11 protein-coding genes and 2 pseudogenes are annotated in these 14,412 nt (G+C 36.2%); 4 read left to right on the top strand and 9 right to left on the bottom strand.

Going from position 1 to position 14,412, the window contains the following annotated elements; all coding sequences use genetic code 11:
* Nucleotides 1-5: 5 nt before the first annotated feature.
* The 3 genes from NGR58_RS06555 to NGR58_RS06545 all read right to left on the bottom strand — a co-directional run bounded on the left by NGR58_RS06555 (nt 6) and on the right by NGR58_RS06545 (nt 5,246).
* Entirely contained in the window at nt 6-1,277 is a 1,272-nt protein-coding gene (locus tag NGR58_RS06555) for a glycoside hydrolase family 27 protein (protein ID WP_258088795.1), read from the bottom strand.
* Nucleotides 1,278-1,505: 228 nt separating this feature from the next.
* Nucleotides 1,506-2,894: an MFS transporter gene (locus NGR58_RS06550; protein ID WP_258088794.1), complete on the bottom strand. Its 1,389-nt coding sequence runs from the start codon at nt 2,892-2,894 to the stop codon at nt 1,506-1,508.
* A gap of 246 nt (nt 2,895-3,140) precedes the next feature.
* Nucleotides 3,141-5,246: a glycoside hydrolase family 36 protein gene (locus NGR58_RS06545; RefSeq protein WP_258088793.1), complete on the bottom strand. Its 2,106-nt coding sequence runs from the start codon at nt 5,244-5,246 to the stop codon at nt 3,141-3,143.
* A 169-nt stretch (nt 5,247-5,415) separates the two neighbouring features.
* On the opposite strand from NGR58_RS06545, the gene NGR58_RS06540 reads away from it, so the two are divergent.
* Nucleotides 5,416-6,375, top strand: a complete 960-nt coding sequence (locus tag NGR58_RS06540) for a helix-turn-helix domain-containing protein (RefSeq protein WP_258088792.1) — start codon at nt 5,416-5,418, stop codon at nt 6,373-6,375.
* 272 nt (nt 6,376-6,647) lie between these two features.
* On the opposite strand, the gene arfA is transcribed toward NGR58_RS06540, so the two are convergent.
* From arfA to NGR58_RS06525, 3 genes and pseudogenes are all read right to left on the bottom strand, one after another.
* Nucleotides 6,648-8,144: an arabinosylfuranosidase ArfA gene (arfA, locus tag NGR58_RS06535; RefSeq protein ID WP_258088791.1), complete on the bottom strand. Its 1,497-nt coding sequence runs from the start codon at nt 8,142-8,144 to the stop codon at nt 6,648-6,650.
* Between the two features lie 61 nt (nt 8,145-8,205).
* Nucleotides 8,206-9,464: pseudogene (locus NGR58_RS06530) on the bottom strand (oligosaccharide MFS transporter).
* Nucleotides 9,465-9,487: 23 nt separating this feature from the next.
* Nucleotides 9,488-10,456, bottom strand: coding sequence for a glycoside hydrolase family 43 protein (locus NGR58_RS06525; protein ID WP_258088790.1), 969 nt, complete (start codon nt 10,454-10,456; stop codon nt 9,488-9,490).
* A gap of 228 nt (nt 10,457-10,684) precedes the next feature.
* On the opposite strand from NGR58_RS06525, the gene NGR58_RS06520 reads away from it, so the two are divergent.
* The gene (locus tag NGR58_RS06520; protein WP_258088789.1) at nt 10,685-11,575 is read left to right on the top strand and encodes an ArsR/SmtB family transcription factor; all 891 of its coding nucleotides are present in this window, start codon (nt 10,685-10,687) and stop codon (nt 11,573-11,575) included.
* Nucleotides 11,576-11,789: 214 nt separating this feature from the next.
* A complete protein-coding gene (locus tag NGR58_RS06515; protein WP_258088788.1) occupies nt 11,790-12,467 on the top strand; it encodes a matrixin family metalloprotease in 678 nt (225 codons plus the stop codon).
* Nucleotides 12,468-12,657: 190 nt separating this feature from the next.
* Here the strand turns inward: NGR58_RS06515 and NGR58_RS10285 are convergent, their stop codons facing one another.
* The 3 genes from NGR58_RS10285 to NGR58_RS06505 are packed head-to-tail and all read right to left on the bottom strand — an operon-like array spanning nt 12,658 to nt 13,461.
* Nucleotides 12,658-12,798, bottom strand: coding sequence for a helix-turn-helix domain-containing protein (locus NGR58_RS10285; protein WP_407077150.1), 141 nt, complete (start codon nt 12,796-12,798; stop codon nt 12,658-12,660).
* A gap of 20 nt (nt 12,799-12,818) precedes the next feature.
* Complete coding sequence (locus NGR58_RS06510) at nt 12,819-13,331, bottom strand: AraC family transcriptional regulator (RefSeq protein WP_258088787.1); 513 nt, start codon at nt 13,329-13,331, stop codon at nt 12,819-12,821.
* Nucleotides 13,318-13,461: a hypothetical protein gene (locus NGR58_RS06505; protein WP_258088786.1), complete on the bottom strand. Its 144-nt coding sequence runs from the start codon at nt 13,459-13,461 to the stop codon at nt 13,318-13,320. The genes NGR58_RS06510 and NGR58_RS06505 overlap by 14 nt, the downstream gene beginning before the upstream one ends.
* A 223-nt stretch (nt 13,462-13,684) precedes the next feature.
* Here NGR58_RS06505 and NGR58_RS06500 point away from each other — a divergent pair.
* Nucleotides 13,685-14,231 (top strand): annotated as a pseudogene (locus tag NGR58_RS06500) (sugar O-acetyltransferase).
* Nucleotides 14,232-14,412: the final 181 nt, after the last annotated feature.

Here is a 14,412-nt window from a genome sequence, read left to right as displayed (position 1 = left end):
TGGCGCTACACTTTTAGCAAAAAAACATCATGTGAATCTATTTTAATCACCTTAAGATCTGACAAGTTAACGTCTTTTTCTTGCCAAATTTCATATCCAGCATTAGGAACATTTAGCTCGTTAAGCTCCTCATTACTTAATTCAATAACCTTGTCAGATATATTGAATATAGCATAATAGTCATTTTCCTTACTCTTACTGTACCAAACAATTTTATTATTATCTCTGTACGTTTGATATTTTTCAGATATGTTATTATCCATCTTTAGTAATTCCGCATTCGTTAAGAGTGATTTTGTCCATTCATCTAAGTCTGTTAATTCACCACCCATAATTAATGGTGATTGCATCATTGACCAAAGTGACATCATTGTTCTTTGTTCAGCCTTTGTAAATCGTGTTTGGCGATTGCCTCCAGGCCCATCAACTGAACGAATACCAATATGTCCCAGTGGTAACATGTCACAATCTGGCCAAGTTCCTGGCCTTGATAAGGCTGACCACCTTTCAGCTCGATCAAACATATTCAACAATAGTGACCACTGATCCCAGAAATCATCTGTGATACGCCACATATTTGCATTACGCTGTAGAAACGAACCATTATCCAATGGCGCTGGTCCGGGCGATAATGACAACACCATATCACGTCCACTTTTATCAATTGCTTGTCGTAAAGCCTCAATTTCTTTTTTATGCGTGCCATTATATATCACAGAATTTGCGATATCATCACACTTTATAAAATCAACGCCCCAACTAGCATAGAGTTCAATGATAGAGTCATAATATGCTTGTCCTTCTGATAACTCAACATCGACACCATACATATCTGAATTCCAAGGACAAATATTATTTAACGCAACATCCTTAGCTGTTTTTGCTGTTCCTTTAATCGGCAAGTCTTCATACACTGCCTGCCTTGGTATACCACGCATAATGTGAATACCAAATTTTAGACCCAAATTATGTACATAATCAGCAAGTGGTTTAAATCCTCTACCATCGCTAGCTGAAGGGAATCTTTTTTCATCAGGCAATAGCCTTGCATACTTGTCCATGACCAAGTTTGCAAAATCATGATATTTGGATGAATTAGCAGTTGGCTCATACCATTGAATATCAACTGTTATATACTCCCAGCCAAACTCTTTCAAATGCTCACTCATATAGTCCGCATTCTGCTTTATTTCTTCTTCACGAACCGAAGCACCATAGCTATCCCAGCTGTTCCATCCCTTTGGAGGTACAGTTGCAAATGTTCTAAAGTCTTTCATTAGTTTTCACCTCTAACATTTCATCTACTTTATAAGCTTCATGAATATATAATTTTACTTGTGTACAATTTCATAATATTGCAAAAAGAAAGCGGTTACAATGTCAAGGAGTATATATTTAGTGTCAAAATGTCCAGTTTATACAAAAACAGATAGGCTTCAATTGCCTATCTGTTTTTACTTTTTTAAGTTTATATTTCTTTCTAAGTTTAGTTTCTAAGATTAGCTTTACTCACGAGTCTTTGCTAATTCGTCAGTAATTGTTGACTCCATATTTTCATACTTTTTGTACATAAGAGCTGGAATAATGGCCAATCCATACACAATGATTGTTACCCAATTAAATGAAATCTTAATTCCAGTAAGTGCATTTAGCGTTTGTGACTGACCTGCCACATAACCAAAGGCTGCCATGATTTTACCATTCAAGGCACCAGCGAATCCCATTCCCATTGACATACAGAATGCTGAACCCACTGTTGTCAAAATTCCAGCAGCATTAATGCCATTCTTCCATTCACCATAATCAACAGATGAACCTAACATAGCGAATGGCATTGAAACAGCAATACCTGATCCAATATTTGCAAGTAGCCATCCAGTTATAACACCTGCTACATTTAATCCTGATATAGTAATGATAACTTGTCCAGCGACAGCTAATGCAAGTCCTAGCGCCCATATATTACTTTTTGATAGAATTTTGTTCAAGAATGGAATTGAAATAACTCCTAGTACTTGGATAATCGCAATTGAATTAAACAAAGTAACCATATCTTTACTATGGAAATAGTACGTAAAGTAATAAACCATAGATTGTTGTCTTCCTTGTTGTGCGACCCAGAACAAGAAGTTACCTGCAACAATAATGAACCAAGGCCAATTTCCTTTCATTGCATGGATACTTTGTGCTAGGTTAACCTTTTGACTATTTGGTACAACAACACGTTCACGAACATGATAGAACGAATATAGCGTACCTAGTACATTCAAAATTGCAAAAATAACAACAAAAATTCTAAATCCGAGAACATCATTTCCTTGTCCGAAAAAAGCAACCAAAGGCAACGTTAATGAATTAACAACAAAGACACCAATATTTGATCCGGCCATTCGCCAAGAATTCAGAACAACACGTTCTTTTGGCTTAGATGAAATTAATGGTAACACTGTCGTAACAGGTGCGTTAATTCCCAAATAGAGAATGCCGTAAATCATATAGACGATCGCACAGTACCAAATCCTACCGGTCATACTTAAGCTTGGTGCCCAGAATAATAGGATACCACTAGCAGCATAAGGAATAGCTAGCCAAAGGAAATATGGCCGGGCTTTCCCATGCTTACTATGCGTCATATCAATTAACGTTCCCCAAACTGGTGCAGCAATTGCATCAACGAAGCGCGCAACCATTAAAATTGTTCCTGTTGCAGCAGCTGAAATCATCGCGACATCGGTGAAGAAATACATTAAATAACTATTTACAATAGTCGCAACCAATTGTCCCGCAAAATCAAGATTCGCGTAACTACCCCGCTCTAGAATCCCAACTTTTTCTCTAGTTGATCCCTTGGGATATTTAACAAGATCGGGATTATTAATATTCTTTTCTACCATTTTATTTTCTCTCTTGTTTCCTATAATATCCAAAATGTTCGATAAACAGAATCGATTCAATATATCTGTGCACATTCTTATAATAAGACCTAAGGAAAGCGGTTACAACGTCGCAAAGTATAGATTTGGTGGCAAAAAGTACACTTTATTTTTAAGTAATATTTAGATAATAATCACGTTTATCAATAAAAATAGTGACGAATGTTCACAAAGAAAATTCATCACTATTTGTCATTATTTAATTATTTATTTTAAAGTCACATGATATAAGCGTGCTATTTTTTGCTGCTCAAATGAAAGATGTATTGATGTACTATCATACGTAAACGTACTATTAGATTCATCGGATGGATAAATTTGCTCAACTTTATCTACATCACCATATTTCTCCAGATTTAACTGGTAAGTTGACGAAGTAGAATTTCCACGCCATACAGCCAGATATAATTCATGCTCACCCTTTAAGCCATAGCTAAACCACCCATCATCTAATTGTCCTAACCCCTCTGGCCAAATAGGCAACATTTCAGGGATTTTTTCACGATACGTTTTATAGGTAGCAATGCCTTCTTTAACAAGTTCTAAACGATGACCTGTTACTTCATTCAGCAAACCACTTTGATGAATACGGACTAACATCGTATTAACCATATTAAAAATAACTTCTTCATCATCCCCCGACTTCAGAGGATATGACCAAATAGCGCATTGCTCAGGCGAAACAACAGAAGCACCAACGGATGCAATATTACCATTTCGTACATAATCCGTTTGGTCAGTCATCGATTGAATACTGTGTCGTTGTAACATGGCATAATCATGACGCATACCACCACTACCGCAATTTTCAATAACTAAATCAGGATAACGTTCAAAGACTGTGTCAATCCACTGCAAATAGGCTCTGTTGTGCGCCAATAATCCATCCCCATAACTATCAGCATTTTGTTCCGTTCCAATACCAGTTGTAATATTATAATCCATCTTAATATAACCGACACCGTACTGTTTTACTAAGCGGTCAACCACCTCATCAGCAAACTTTCGAACGTCTTTATTTGTGAAATCAAGATGGTAACGGTCTGCATCAACCACTCTCTTACCATGACGCGTAAAGAACCATTCATCTGGCAATTTATTAGCTAATGGTGAATTGATACCAACAACCTCAATCTCTAACCATAGTCCAGGTGTCATCCCTTGATCTTTGATATATTGAATGAGTTTTTCAATACCACCTGGAAAGCGTTCTTCAGATGGTTGCCATTCACCAACACTATCCCACCAGTATCCAGGTGCATACCAACCACAGTCAATGACGAAATACTCAGTCCCTACTTTTTTAGCTGCATCAATTAAGGGAATCTCTTTATCAGTCGTTGGATCGCCTGATAAGCCATTCATATAATCATTAAAAATTACTGGTAATTTTTCATTATCAACATTATCACGCCGGATATTGCGACGATAGATTGTCATTTCATCGATTGCATCTTCTGCATCGCCCATCATTTGTCCAAACGCAACTTGTGCAGTCGTAAATGTTTCATCAGGTTTTAGATTTTTCCACCAATGATTATCTAATTCCTCAGGACCAGATAAACGAATGGTCAATAAATCACCCTTACCAATATCACTTAATTCATAGTGCCAAGCACCATTGTTTTCAATCTGCCAAATTGCACTTTGCTTCGTTTTTGTATTAACTAAAATACCATTTGGTGAATATTCTGATGCCGACCATGATGAATTATTAGTAATGCTTATCCGTTTTGTAGATGCCTGACCTTTTTCACCATCTACCCAGTAATCTAACCCTGCCGACTTTAAGGTTTCTGATTTCCACTGTGCTTCAGCAGTCCAATTATTATGTGGTAAATAAAATACATTATCCTCAGAATAATTCCCGTTCAAATCATCAGCTTGATTAATACCAGTTAATGCAAAAGAAGAAACATATTCAACGCCCAAGTCTTCCTGACCAATATTTTTTACATCGACCCATGATTTGATAATCGCTGTATTTCGATATAGTTGATAATAATTAGTGACTGCGATTTGTTTATCAGCATCAACCTGTTGAATAATCACTAATTTACCGGCTGCATTCTCATGAACCGCATGATCAACATACTGTAAATCCCTGCCTGGATTAGTATCAACAAAACTAAGCCCCTTGTGATGGAAATTCTTTCCTGTAATTTGAATCTCTGTTAACGTCATATGTTTTTTTAGTTCTAAATCAGATTCTGATAAATCGTTAGAATTAACAGTCACCAAAACAATCTTATTATTTTCTAAAATTTCAAATCCTAATTTAGCCGTTTCAGTCTCTACAATGAATGTACTCAAAATATTTCCACCCTTCTAATTTTTAAAAGTTATAATTATTTATCAATTACACCATTTATTGTAATCGCTTTCACAATTTTGATAAATGGTGTATTCTATACGAAAGGTGTCATTTTATCATCTATTTAATAAATGGTCTTTACACAACGTAACAGATGAGGTTAATACTATGTATACAATATCTTGCCTTCCTGTGAATGAACCAGTTTTGCACATATCTTCTGGTAAATTTCACACAAAAGAACATTGGAAACATAAATATATGTACCATGATGGCAATTTTGAAGTCATCATCATTATCAAAGGAGTACTTCATTTAAAAATTGATGACAAATTATATGATATACATGAAAATGAAATTTTCACCTTACCACCCTATCATCATTTAGAAGGATATAAAGAATCTCCCGCTGATACTGAATATTTTTGGTTCCATTTTTTTGTAAAAGCCCCACAATTCGAAACAATTGAGCTAGAAGATCATACGAGCTGCTTATCACAGAACGTATTTAAAACTGACCAAATTGTCTTACCCATTCAATTTAAAGTGGATGATATGGCACAAATTTTTGTTTTAGCCAACGAAATACTAGATGTATCTCAAAGTAATTATTTTACGCCCATGTCCACGGATTATATCTTAACGACGCTCCTTATTGAATTATCCGAGCAATTCTATAAACAAATTCAAGATACGTCTACTTCGTTTAAAGCCGAGCGCGTTGAAGAAATAAAAAATTGGATCAAAGCCAATCTTACAGGCAGCCTCAAAGTAAGTGATGTCGCTAATTCCTTTAATCTAAATACACATTATCTCGTCCGTATATTTAAAAACGAAACTGATTTAACAGTTATTCAATATATTAATCAGCTCAAACTCAAGCGAGCCCAGGAACTTTTATTGCGTACAAAATTGTCTATCAAACAAGTTGCTAGTTTATCTTACTATTCTGATGATAAGCGCTTTATGAAAAGCTTTAAACAGAATACATCATTAACGCCATCAGAATACAGAAAAGCTTATGCTAAAAAATTTCTCGACGGTAGTAATTTTGACCCCGAAATACCAATTACCCGAAACCTAGACTCATATAGAAAAAAATTTAACGATTTACAAAGAGGAGACTAACCAATGAAAAAACACGCACGCCTGATTATATTCCTACTTCTAATTATCATTATTGATATTATTTTCATCGCTATTTCTTCTTACATGAAACACTAAGAGTCTCTATAACTACTTAACTTGTTTACTGTCACCTTTTAAAACGATAACTAAAAAGAAGATAAACCTTAACTACTTTCATTTAGGTTTATCTTCTTTTTATTGTTTTATGATTATAAAATATCTATATTCTTCTTTTTAAGTTTTAAAAGGATCCAGGCAAAATTACATGCAGGTTATGCCTCAGCCTTAATACGGATCATATTCCAAGAAAGTGGTTCTAGTTGTGCATTAACTTGGTTGCCAACGATATTGACATCCTTCAAATCTTGTAGATTCATAGATTGGTCTTCATTCGTTTGATGAATATCATAGCCAGCAAATTGTGTTGCTGCAACAACTTCACCCAGTTTCGCACTATCTATGTCCAAAGTGAATGCCGTTTGTTCACTTGCCTTATTAACAATGAAAACAACTACTTCTGCTGTCTCTGGATTATAAACAGCGATCGAATCTACGTAAGGTACCTCATATTCTTTTGCTTGATACGTTGGTACCGTTTGTTTTGGTGTTAAGGCAATCCCTTGACCGTAATTTGATACTTGCATAAATGGGTAGAAAATTGTTTGATACCAAACAGATGGTGATCCATCAGTATTCGTCATAATCGGCGCAATCACATTAACCAATTGTGCCAAACAACCAATTTTAACTCGATCAGCATGCTTCAATAGCGTAATCGCTAAGCTTCCTACCAATAACGCATCTTCAAAATCATAATGATCTTCCAACAAATGAGGTGCTTGCGTCCATGGTTCTTGCTCGTCATCTGCTCCTACTGAGTGATACCATACATTCCACTCATCAAAAGCTAAGTTAATTTGCTTATGACTATGTTTACGGGCTTTCACAGCATCGCTAATGGCAATAACTTCTGAAATAAAATTATCAAAATCAACTGATTTACCTAGGAACTCTGACAAGTCATCTTCATAATTATCATAATATTGATGCAAAGATAAATAATCGACATCATCATACGCGTTATCTAAAACCGTTTCTTCCCAGCTACCATAGGTTTCATTTTGATGATTTGAGCTTCCACAAGCAACTAACTCAACACTCGGATCAACCAAACGCATGGCTTTGGCAGTTTCATGAACTAAACGACCATATTCATGTGCCGTTTGATGCCCAATTTGCCAATCACCATCCATCTCGTTTCCAACTGACCAAACTTTAATATTAAAAGGCTCTTCAGCACCATTCTTACGCCGTAAATCACTCCAATACGTACCTTTGGGAAAATTACAGTACTCAACTAAATTTCGTGCTTCATCAATTCCTCGTGTACCAAGATTTACCGCCATATCAGGGGCAGCATTAACCTTTTTACACCATTTAATAAATTCATGCAGACCAAATTGATTAGTTTCCAAACTACGCCAAGCTAAATCAAGGCGCACTGGCCGTTCATCTTTAGGGCCAATACCATCTTGCCAATTATAACCAGACACAAAATTTCCACCTGGATAACGAATAAGCGGTACTTTCAACTTCTTCACTGCTTCAATAACATCTTTTCGAAAGCCATCTTCGTCAGCCGTTTCATGATTAGGTTGATAAATACCTTCATAAACACTGCGTCCAAGATGTTCCGTAAAGGAACCCCACAATCTGGGATCAATTTCTGAAATTTGATTCGTTAGATCAACCGATAACGTTGCTTTCATATTTCCCCCTCTAAACAATTATTGAAAAATAAATATTTATAACGTTTGTTCATATACAGTGTCATTCTTCGGCAACATCATCAGAATGCTTAACCGTGGTCAATTTCTGCCCTTTTTCAAGGAAAGTAGCTGCAATCAATGTAATCACAAACACGATACCACCTAAGATAAGATACGTATGTTGATATCCAATTGAATCATACATTGATCCAGCAGCAGAAGAGAAAATGAACACAGAGATTTGCTTAGCAAAATTTGATGCTAAAGCATAAATGATTGCATACAAACGAATATCAAATGCTTCGGCAATGTACTTCATAATTGACACAAGCAATAATGGCATTTCAAGTCCAGCCAACAAACGGAAGAACACGATCCAGATCCATGAAGGTGATAATGCCGAACCAACGATTCGTATACAAGTTAAGAATCCATAAATAATCAATCCATTACGGGCACCAATCTTGTTGATAATATAAGGCATTGGAATCATCAGAACCAATTCTAATGCAGTTTGAGCAGAAGCCATGTACGAATAAACCATGGTCCCTTGTGCATCTGTTTCAAAAAAAGTTTTGAAGAAAACAATAAATTGTTGATCAAAAACATCAAATAAAGCCGAAGCACCCATATAGAACAAAGCTAAAATCCAAAAGTTACGTAATTTAAAGATCGAGAAGATATCTTTTTTGGTCATCTTGTCATCTTTATTATCACCCATAACTGCTGCAGCATTTTCAAAATTTATCTTAGTTGAAAATACCAATAATAATGTCAAAATTACGGCTGCTGCTGATGTCGCCCACCAAATTGAATTTGGTTCCCACAGAATTAAACGACCTGCTACAATCGCAGCAACGACACCGGCAACTGATCCACCCATGCGAGCATGACCATATTCAAACTTATTTGCTATTGAAGCACGTTCAACATATTGCTCAATAACTGAAACACCACCATTTAAAACAAAGGCCAAGAAGACACCTGTAATCACAGATACTAGAATTGGCTAATGTTGAAAAGTGGCATAAACAACCATTGGAAATATGGTCCGGTTAAAATTGCCGCAATCGAAATTGTTAACAATAAGTTCTTTCTAAAGACTAACTTATCAGAAACAACGCCAAAGATAGGTTGGAACACTAACGACATACCTGCCATCAATGAAAAGATAACTCCTGCCTGTGCACCAGTTACGTTAGCAACTTTCTCTAGCCATAGTGTCAGGAATCCATAGGTTATGGCCCAAACAAAGAAATAACTAAATTCTGAAAGCGCAAATCCCCAAAAATGGCGACTTTCTTTTACCATGTTGCTCATGTTATTACTCCCCTCTGTATTTTCTAATCAAATGAAAACGGTACTGGCTTACCAAATTCTGGAAAACCATCTCTATTCCAGGTAAACGGCTGAACCATCGTATGGCGATTAGGATCGTATAGTGGATCACCCTTAATATCTAAGTAATTTCGTACGTGATAAACTAATAAATCTGTTTCACCATCTTCTGCGACGGTAAATGAATTATGTCCGGGACCGTATAGGCCATTGTCCATATCTGATTGGAAAATAGCATGGTCAAGTTTGTGCCATTTATCTGCATCCAATACATCTTCGCTATCATCTATCCATAGCATCCCCATCGCATAATTTTCGTCAGTTGCCGAACCAGAAAAGGTAATAAAAATTTTTCCATTTCGTTTCAAGACGGCTGGTCCTTCGTTCACGGAAAAGATTTTTGTTTCCCAATCAAATTCCGGTTTTGAAAGCATGACTGGTTGCGTTTTAAGCGTCCACGGATTGCTCATTTCAGCAATGTATAGATTAGAATTCCCCTTAATTCCTTTATCTTTTTGCGCCCAAACATAATAGAGCTTGTCATTATGAGTAAAGGTCGTCGCATCTAAACTAAAAGTGTCCTTATCAGTCACAATTTGTCCTTTTTCATGCCAGACCTCTTCACCTACCATTGGGTCGTCGTTATCACATGCAATGCAATACATGCGATGAGTAAACATACCTAATTCATCGAACTCAGTTGTATCTGTCGCAGCAAAATAGATATACCATTTGTTATTAATATAATGTATTTCTGGCGCCCAAATCAATTGACTCATTTCACCCTGGTCATGTTTACGCCAAACAGTCCTTGGCATCGCATGTGCTAATCCATTAATTGTTTTCGCACGGCGAATTTCGATTAAATTATAGGCAGGGACAGATGCAGTAAAATAGTAATACCCGTCTGTGTGTTTATAAATATATGGATCAGCCCGTTGAATAATTAACGGGTTGATATAATTATTAGCCATTTTTTACCACCTTTTTATTATGTGATTTATTTCTCAACACGTTTATTTTAAATCACGTTGCAAGCGCTTTCAATACCTTTTTGTTAATCTTTTCTGCTAATTTCATGTTATAAATAATGTATTTGTTAATGTAAGAACCCTAAATAAGTTTTTTTATTCACTCAAAAGAAACATTTATGTTATTGTTTAATAAACAAACAACGTTTTCATTATTCGAGGAGTTCGCCCATGCAACTAGATATTTCTGAAAATTCATTACCCGTTTATAAAGCACTTGCAAATCCAATGCGCTTAAAAATTATTCAAATTTTATCTCATGAGAAGCTTAATGTTCGCGATATTGCTGATCATCTTGGCATTAGCACAACGATTACGCTCAAGCATCTGCAAACTTTAGCAGATGCGGGTATTATTGCTTTTGCAAAAGACGGTCATAATAAACTTTCTATGTTAAAAGTGGATAATATATCGGTCAGATTTCCAGAGCGCATTTATCCATCTTTTGATATTCATGAAACCAACATTCCCGTTGGACAATACACAGATTTTTCCGTGGAACCCTCTTGTGGTTTAGCAGGACAAGATGCCTACATCGGTAAAGTAGACAATCCCGCCTATTTTATGGATCCACAACGAATTTATGCTGGGATGATTTGGTTTTCTAATGGCTTCATTGAATATCAATCACCTAACTTTTTAGAAAAAAATGAACATCTTGAAATGTTAGATATGTCTGTAGAATTAGGTTCGGAATTTCCATTTTCAAATAATGTCTGGCCATCAGACATTACGTTCTACATCAATGATGTTGAGATTGGTACTTGGACAAGTCCTGGTGATTTTTCCGATATCCGTGGTAAGTACACCCCTGAATGGGTGCCAGACAACGTTAATCAATATGGTATACAGAAAATTCTGCGCATCACGAACCATGGCACATATTTAGACGGTCAACCATTTACCTCTATCTCTTTGTCTGATCTTGATATTTCTCGACAAACATTTAAAATTCGTTTTGCAATCAAAACGGATTCTGAGAACCAAGGTGGCTGTACTTTATTTGGTAAAGGATTTGGGAATTATAATCAGGACATTAATTTAAAGCTTTTCTATAGTTAATACGAAATACATGAGAGTGAGACAAAAGTCGCTCTGAAGCTGGTGTATAACGTGATTTGCGTCATTCTTAACACAAAGAGGTTGGGACCGTTGTTTTGTCCCAACCTCTTTAGTTTCAAAATCTCTTCACTATAAGGTAACCCTTAATTTGGTATGTTATTATGTAACATAGCTTAAGAAGCATCAACTAAACACCACTAGAAAGGAGTCCACATTGAAATTCTTAAAAAGTATTTTTTTAATTATTGCCGCCGTCCTTGTCTACAATTGGGCAACAACCCCCACGGTTATCCAACAAATCAATAATCAACTCACCACACTAACCGTTGACTTAAAAAACTGGTCAGAAAAAATTCCCTTTTTAGTCGACAGTAAAACTGAAACCCATTCAGATACGCAAAGCTCTGAATCAAAGTCAGCATCTGGTTTAGAATCAATCGTTGTTGATAAAGAATTATCAAATACATACAGATACTATTTTGATGATGATGTGCCAGAAGCGACTCGCCAAATCTTTTTACAAGCCATTGATGTCTACAATCAAACAGGGATTGTAAAACTAACTGCCGAGGAACAAGATGATTCAAAAAACACCTTGCGTCTCGGTATCTACAATAAAACCGTCAGTGATGAAAATAATATGCAAGAGCTAGGTGTTGGTGGTCCAAAAATCTATTCACAATATGGCTTAGTCAGCTCTGATTATAATCACGGTAAAGCGACGCTTAACACCGCTTACCCGGCTAGATTATCGGCCGCAATTCATGAGATTGGCCATGCGCTTGGCCTAGATCATACGCAAAATAAAGATTCAGTGATGTATCCAGTTGATCAAGGTAAAACAACCCTATCTACGCAAGATTTGGATAATCTGAAAAAAGTTTATCAATAAATTTAAAACGAGACAAAAGGCGCTTTAAAACTGGTTGTAACGTAGTTTGCGTCATTTTGAGCCGTACAGGAATGACGTAAATTATCTTACCTTACATCTTCAGTCTTTCAGAACGCGTTTATGCTGTAAAAGCTACAGGCTTATTTTAAACAAAAGGAGATTGAGACAACCGTTTTGTCCCAATCTCCTTTTAATTTTGCCCCAAAAATTGCTTCTTAAACTGCAACGGGGTAAACCCAGTTTCACCTTTAAACGCCTGAATAAAATGTGAAATGTCATGATACCCACAATTGTCCGCAACTGTTTGTACCTGCTCCTCTGGTTGCAACATCAACATACTATTGGCCATTTTTAATTGATATTTGCTAAATACGCTAATGGCGTCATACCATATTGTTGGCGGAATATCTTATTTTGATAGGATGTCGAGTACCCACTAATGTTTGTCAACGTTTCATTAGTTAAGGGCTCATCATAATGTTGTTGTATATAGTCTCTAATTCTTGTTAACATGCTAAGATCATTCATATGAGGTTTAGGTCGATAACTGTCTTTTTTCATATACATCAAAAAATCATAAATAAGGGTTGATTGCATGAACGTTTCTTGTAGCTCATCACTTTCAAACTTATCATAATTTGCCTTCAAAAAATAACATAGGTTATTCGATAAATTCGGTAAATAAAGATAGTGATCAAGTCCTAAAAATGCACCTAACTCAGCAGCCAGCGTTCCTGAAAAAACAATAAAGCTAGTTTTCCAATCACTAGGAACACCTCCCGCATTTTTTGGATAATATTGATGCGCAATTAGTATGCCACTATGTGCAGGCAATGACATTCTTTCACCATCAACCTCTATCATTCCCCCCGCCACTATCCGTTTGTAACCAATGATAATATTGATGACCCTCGGGACGGGCCACTACATCTTGTTGCCAATCATAGCCAATGCTTTCACAAAATAGGGGTAAAATCACTAAGGTTTGTCGCATGTGTTCACCTCACTTTTTAAAACCAAATATTCATATTTTTAGTTGGAATTATCATATAAAATCCGCTTAATAACAAGTATTATATAACCTATACAAAGCCAATCAACTAAATCAAATCATTGTATTTTAGCAGAAATAAGCCCGTTTCAGATTGGAATTTTAAAATGAATAATAAAAAAGAAAAGCCAACTCACTGCCTTATCATTATGATGACCCCACACTGATGGGAAAGCAGGCTGAATATCTGGAATTACTATACGACTATAATCAAACGCGCCCAACCGAATTAGACAAAAAAAACGTCTGGCCAAGCAAATGTTCAGTGAAATCGGTCCAGATTGTCATATTGAAACGCCATTACATGCAAATTGGGGTGGTAAAAACGTGCATATCGGTGCGGGGGCTACATTAACCTCAATCTTTGCTTGGTTGATGATGTGGATATTTACATTGGCAATCACACAATGATTGCCCCCAACGTCATCATTTCTACCGCTGGTCATCCAGTATTACCTATTCTACGTGAGCATAACTTTGTTTATAACTTTCCCGTCTACATCGGAAAAAACGTTTGGATTGGTTCGGGCGTTCAAATCTTGCCGGATGTTACTATCGGAGATAACTCTGTCATCGGCGCTGGCAGTGTCGTTACTCGTGATATTGGTGCCAATGTTGTTGCTTATGGCTCACCTTGTAAAGCAGTTCGCCCAATTGGCGAAAAAGACCGCAAGTACTACTTTAAAAACTATGAACTAGATGTAATCGAGTAACTAATTACTATAAAATGTTTCATGTGGAACATAAACTAATTGATTAAAAAGCTGAGGTGAACTGAACCCCGTAAGTTGGAGTAATTTCCAAAACTTACGGGGTTTTACTATGTTTTCAAAAGAAGTACAAATTGAAGCTGTCACAATGTATCTACAAGGTATTCCGCCTTATAAAATACGG

The sequence above is a fragment of the Weissella fangxianensis genome, from assembly GCF_024718545.1.
In the GTDB taxonomy this organism is placed as follows: domain Bacteria; phylum Bacillota; class Bacilli; order Lactobacillales; family Lactobacillaceae; genus Weissella; species Weissella fangxianensis.
This window is presented reverse-complemented; position numbering and strand designations above follow the sequence as displayed.

Excerpts from the sequence above, each read along its gene's own strand:
- NGR58_RS06555 (WP_258088795.1), bottom strand. The coding sequence starts at position 1,277 with ATGAAAGACTTTAGAACATTTGCAACTGTACCTCCAAAGGGATGGAAC.
- NGR58_RS06550 (WP_258088794.1), bottom strand. The coding sequence starts at position 2,894 with ATGGTAGAAAAGAATATTAATAATCCCGATCTTGTTAAATATCCCAAG.
- NGR58_RS06540 (WP_258088792.1), top strand. The coding sequence starts at position 5,416 with ATGTATACAATATCTTGCCTTCCTGTGAATGAACCAGTTTTGCACATA.
- arfA (WP_258088791.1), bottom strand. The coding sequence starts at position 8,144 with ATGAAAGCAACGTTATCGGTTGATCTAACGAATCAAATTTCAGAAATT.
- NGR58_RS06525 (WP_258088790.1), bottom strand. The coding sequence starts at position 10,456 with ATGGCTAATAATTATATCAACCCGTTAATTATTCAACGGGCTGATCCA.
- NGR58_RS06520 (WP_258088789.1), top strand. The coding sequence starts at position 10,685 with ATGCAACTAGATATTTCTGAAAATTCATTACCCGTTTATAAAGCACTT.
- NGR58_RS10285 (WP_407077150.1), bottom strand. The coding sequence starts at position 12,798 with ATGTTGCAACCAGAGGAGCAGGTACAAACAGTTGCGGACAATTGTGGG.
- NGR58_RS06510 (WP_258088787.1), bottom strand. The coding sequence starts at position 13,331 with ATGATAGAGGTTGATGGTGAAAGAATGTCATTGCCTGCACATAGTGGC.
- NGR58_RS06505 (WP_258088786.1), bottom strand. The coding sequence starts at position 13,461 with ATGCGACAAACCTTAGTGATTTTACCCCTATTTTGTGAAAGCATTGGC.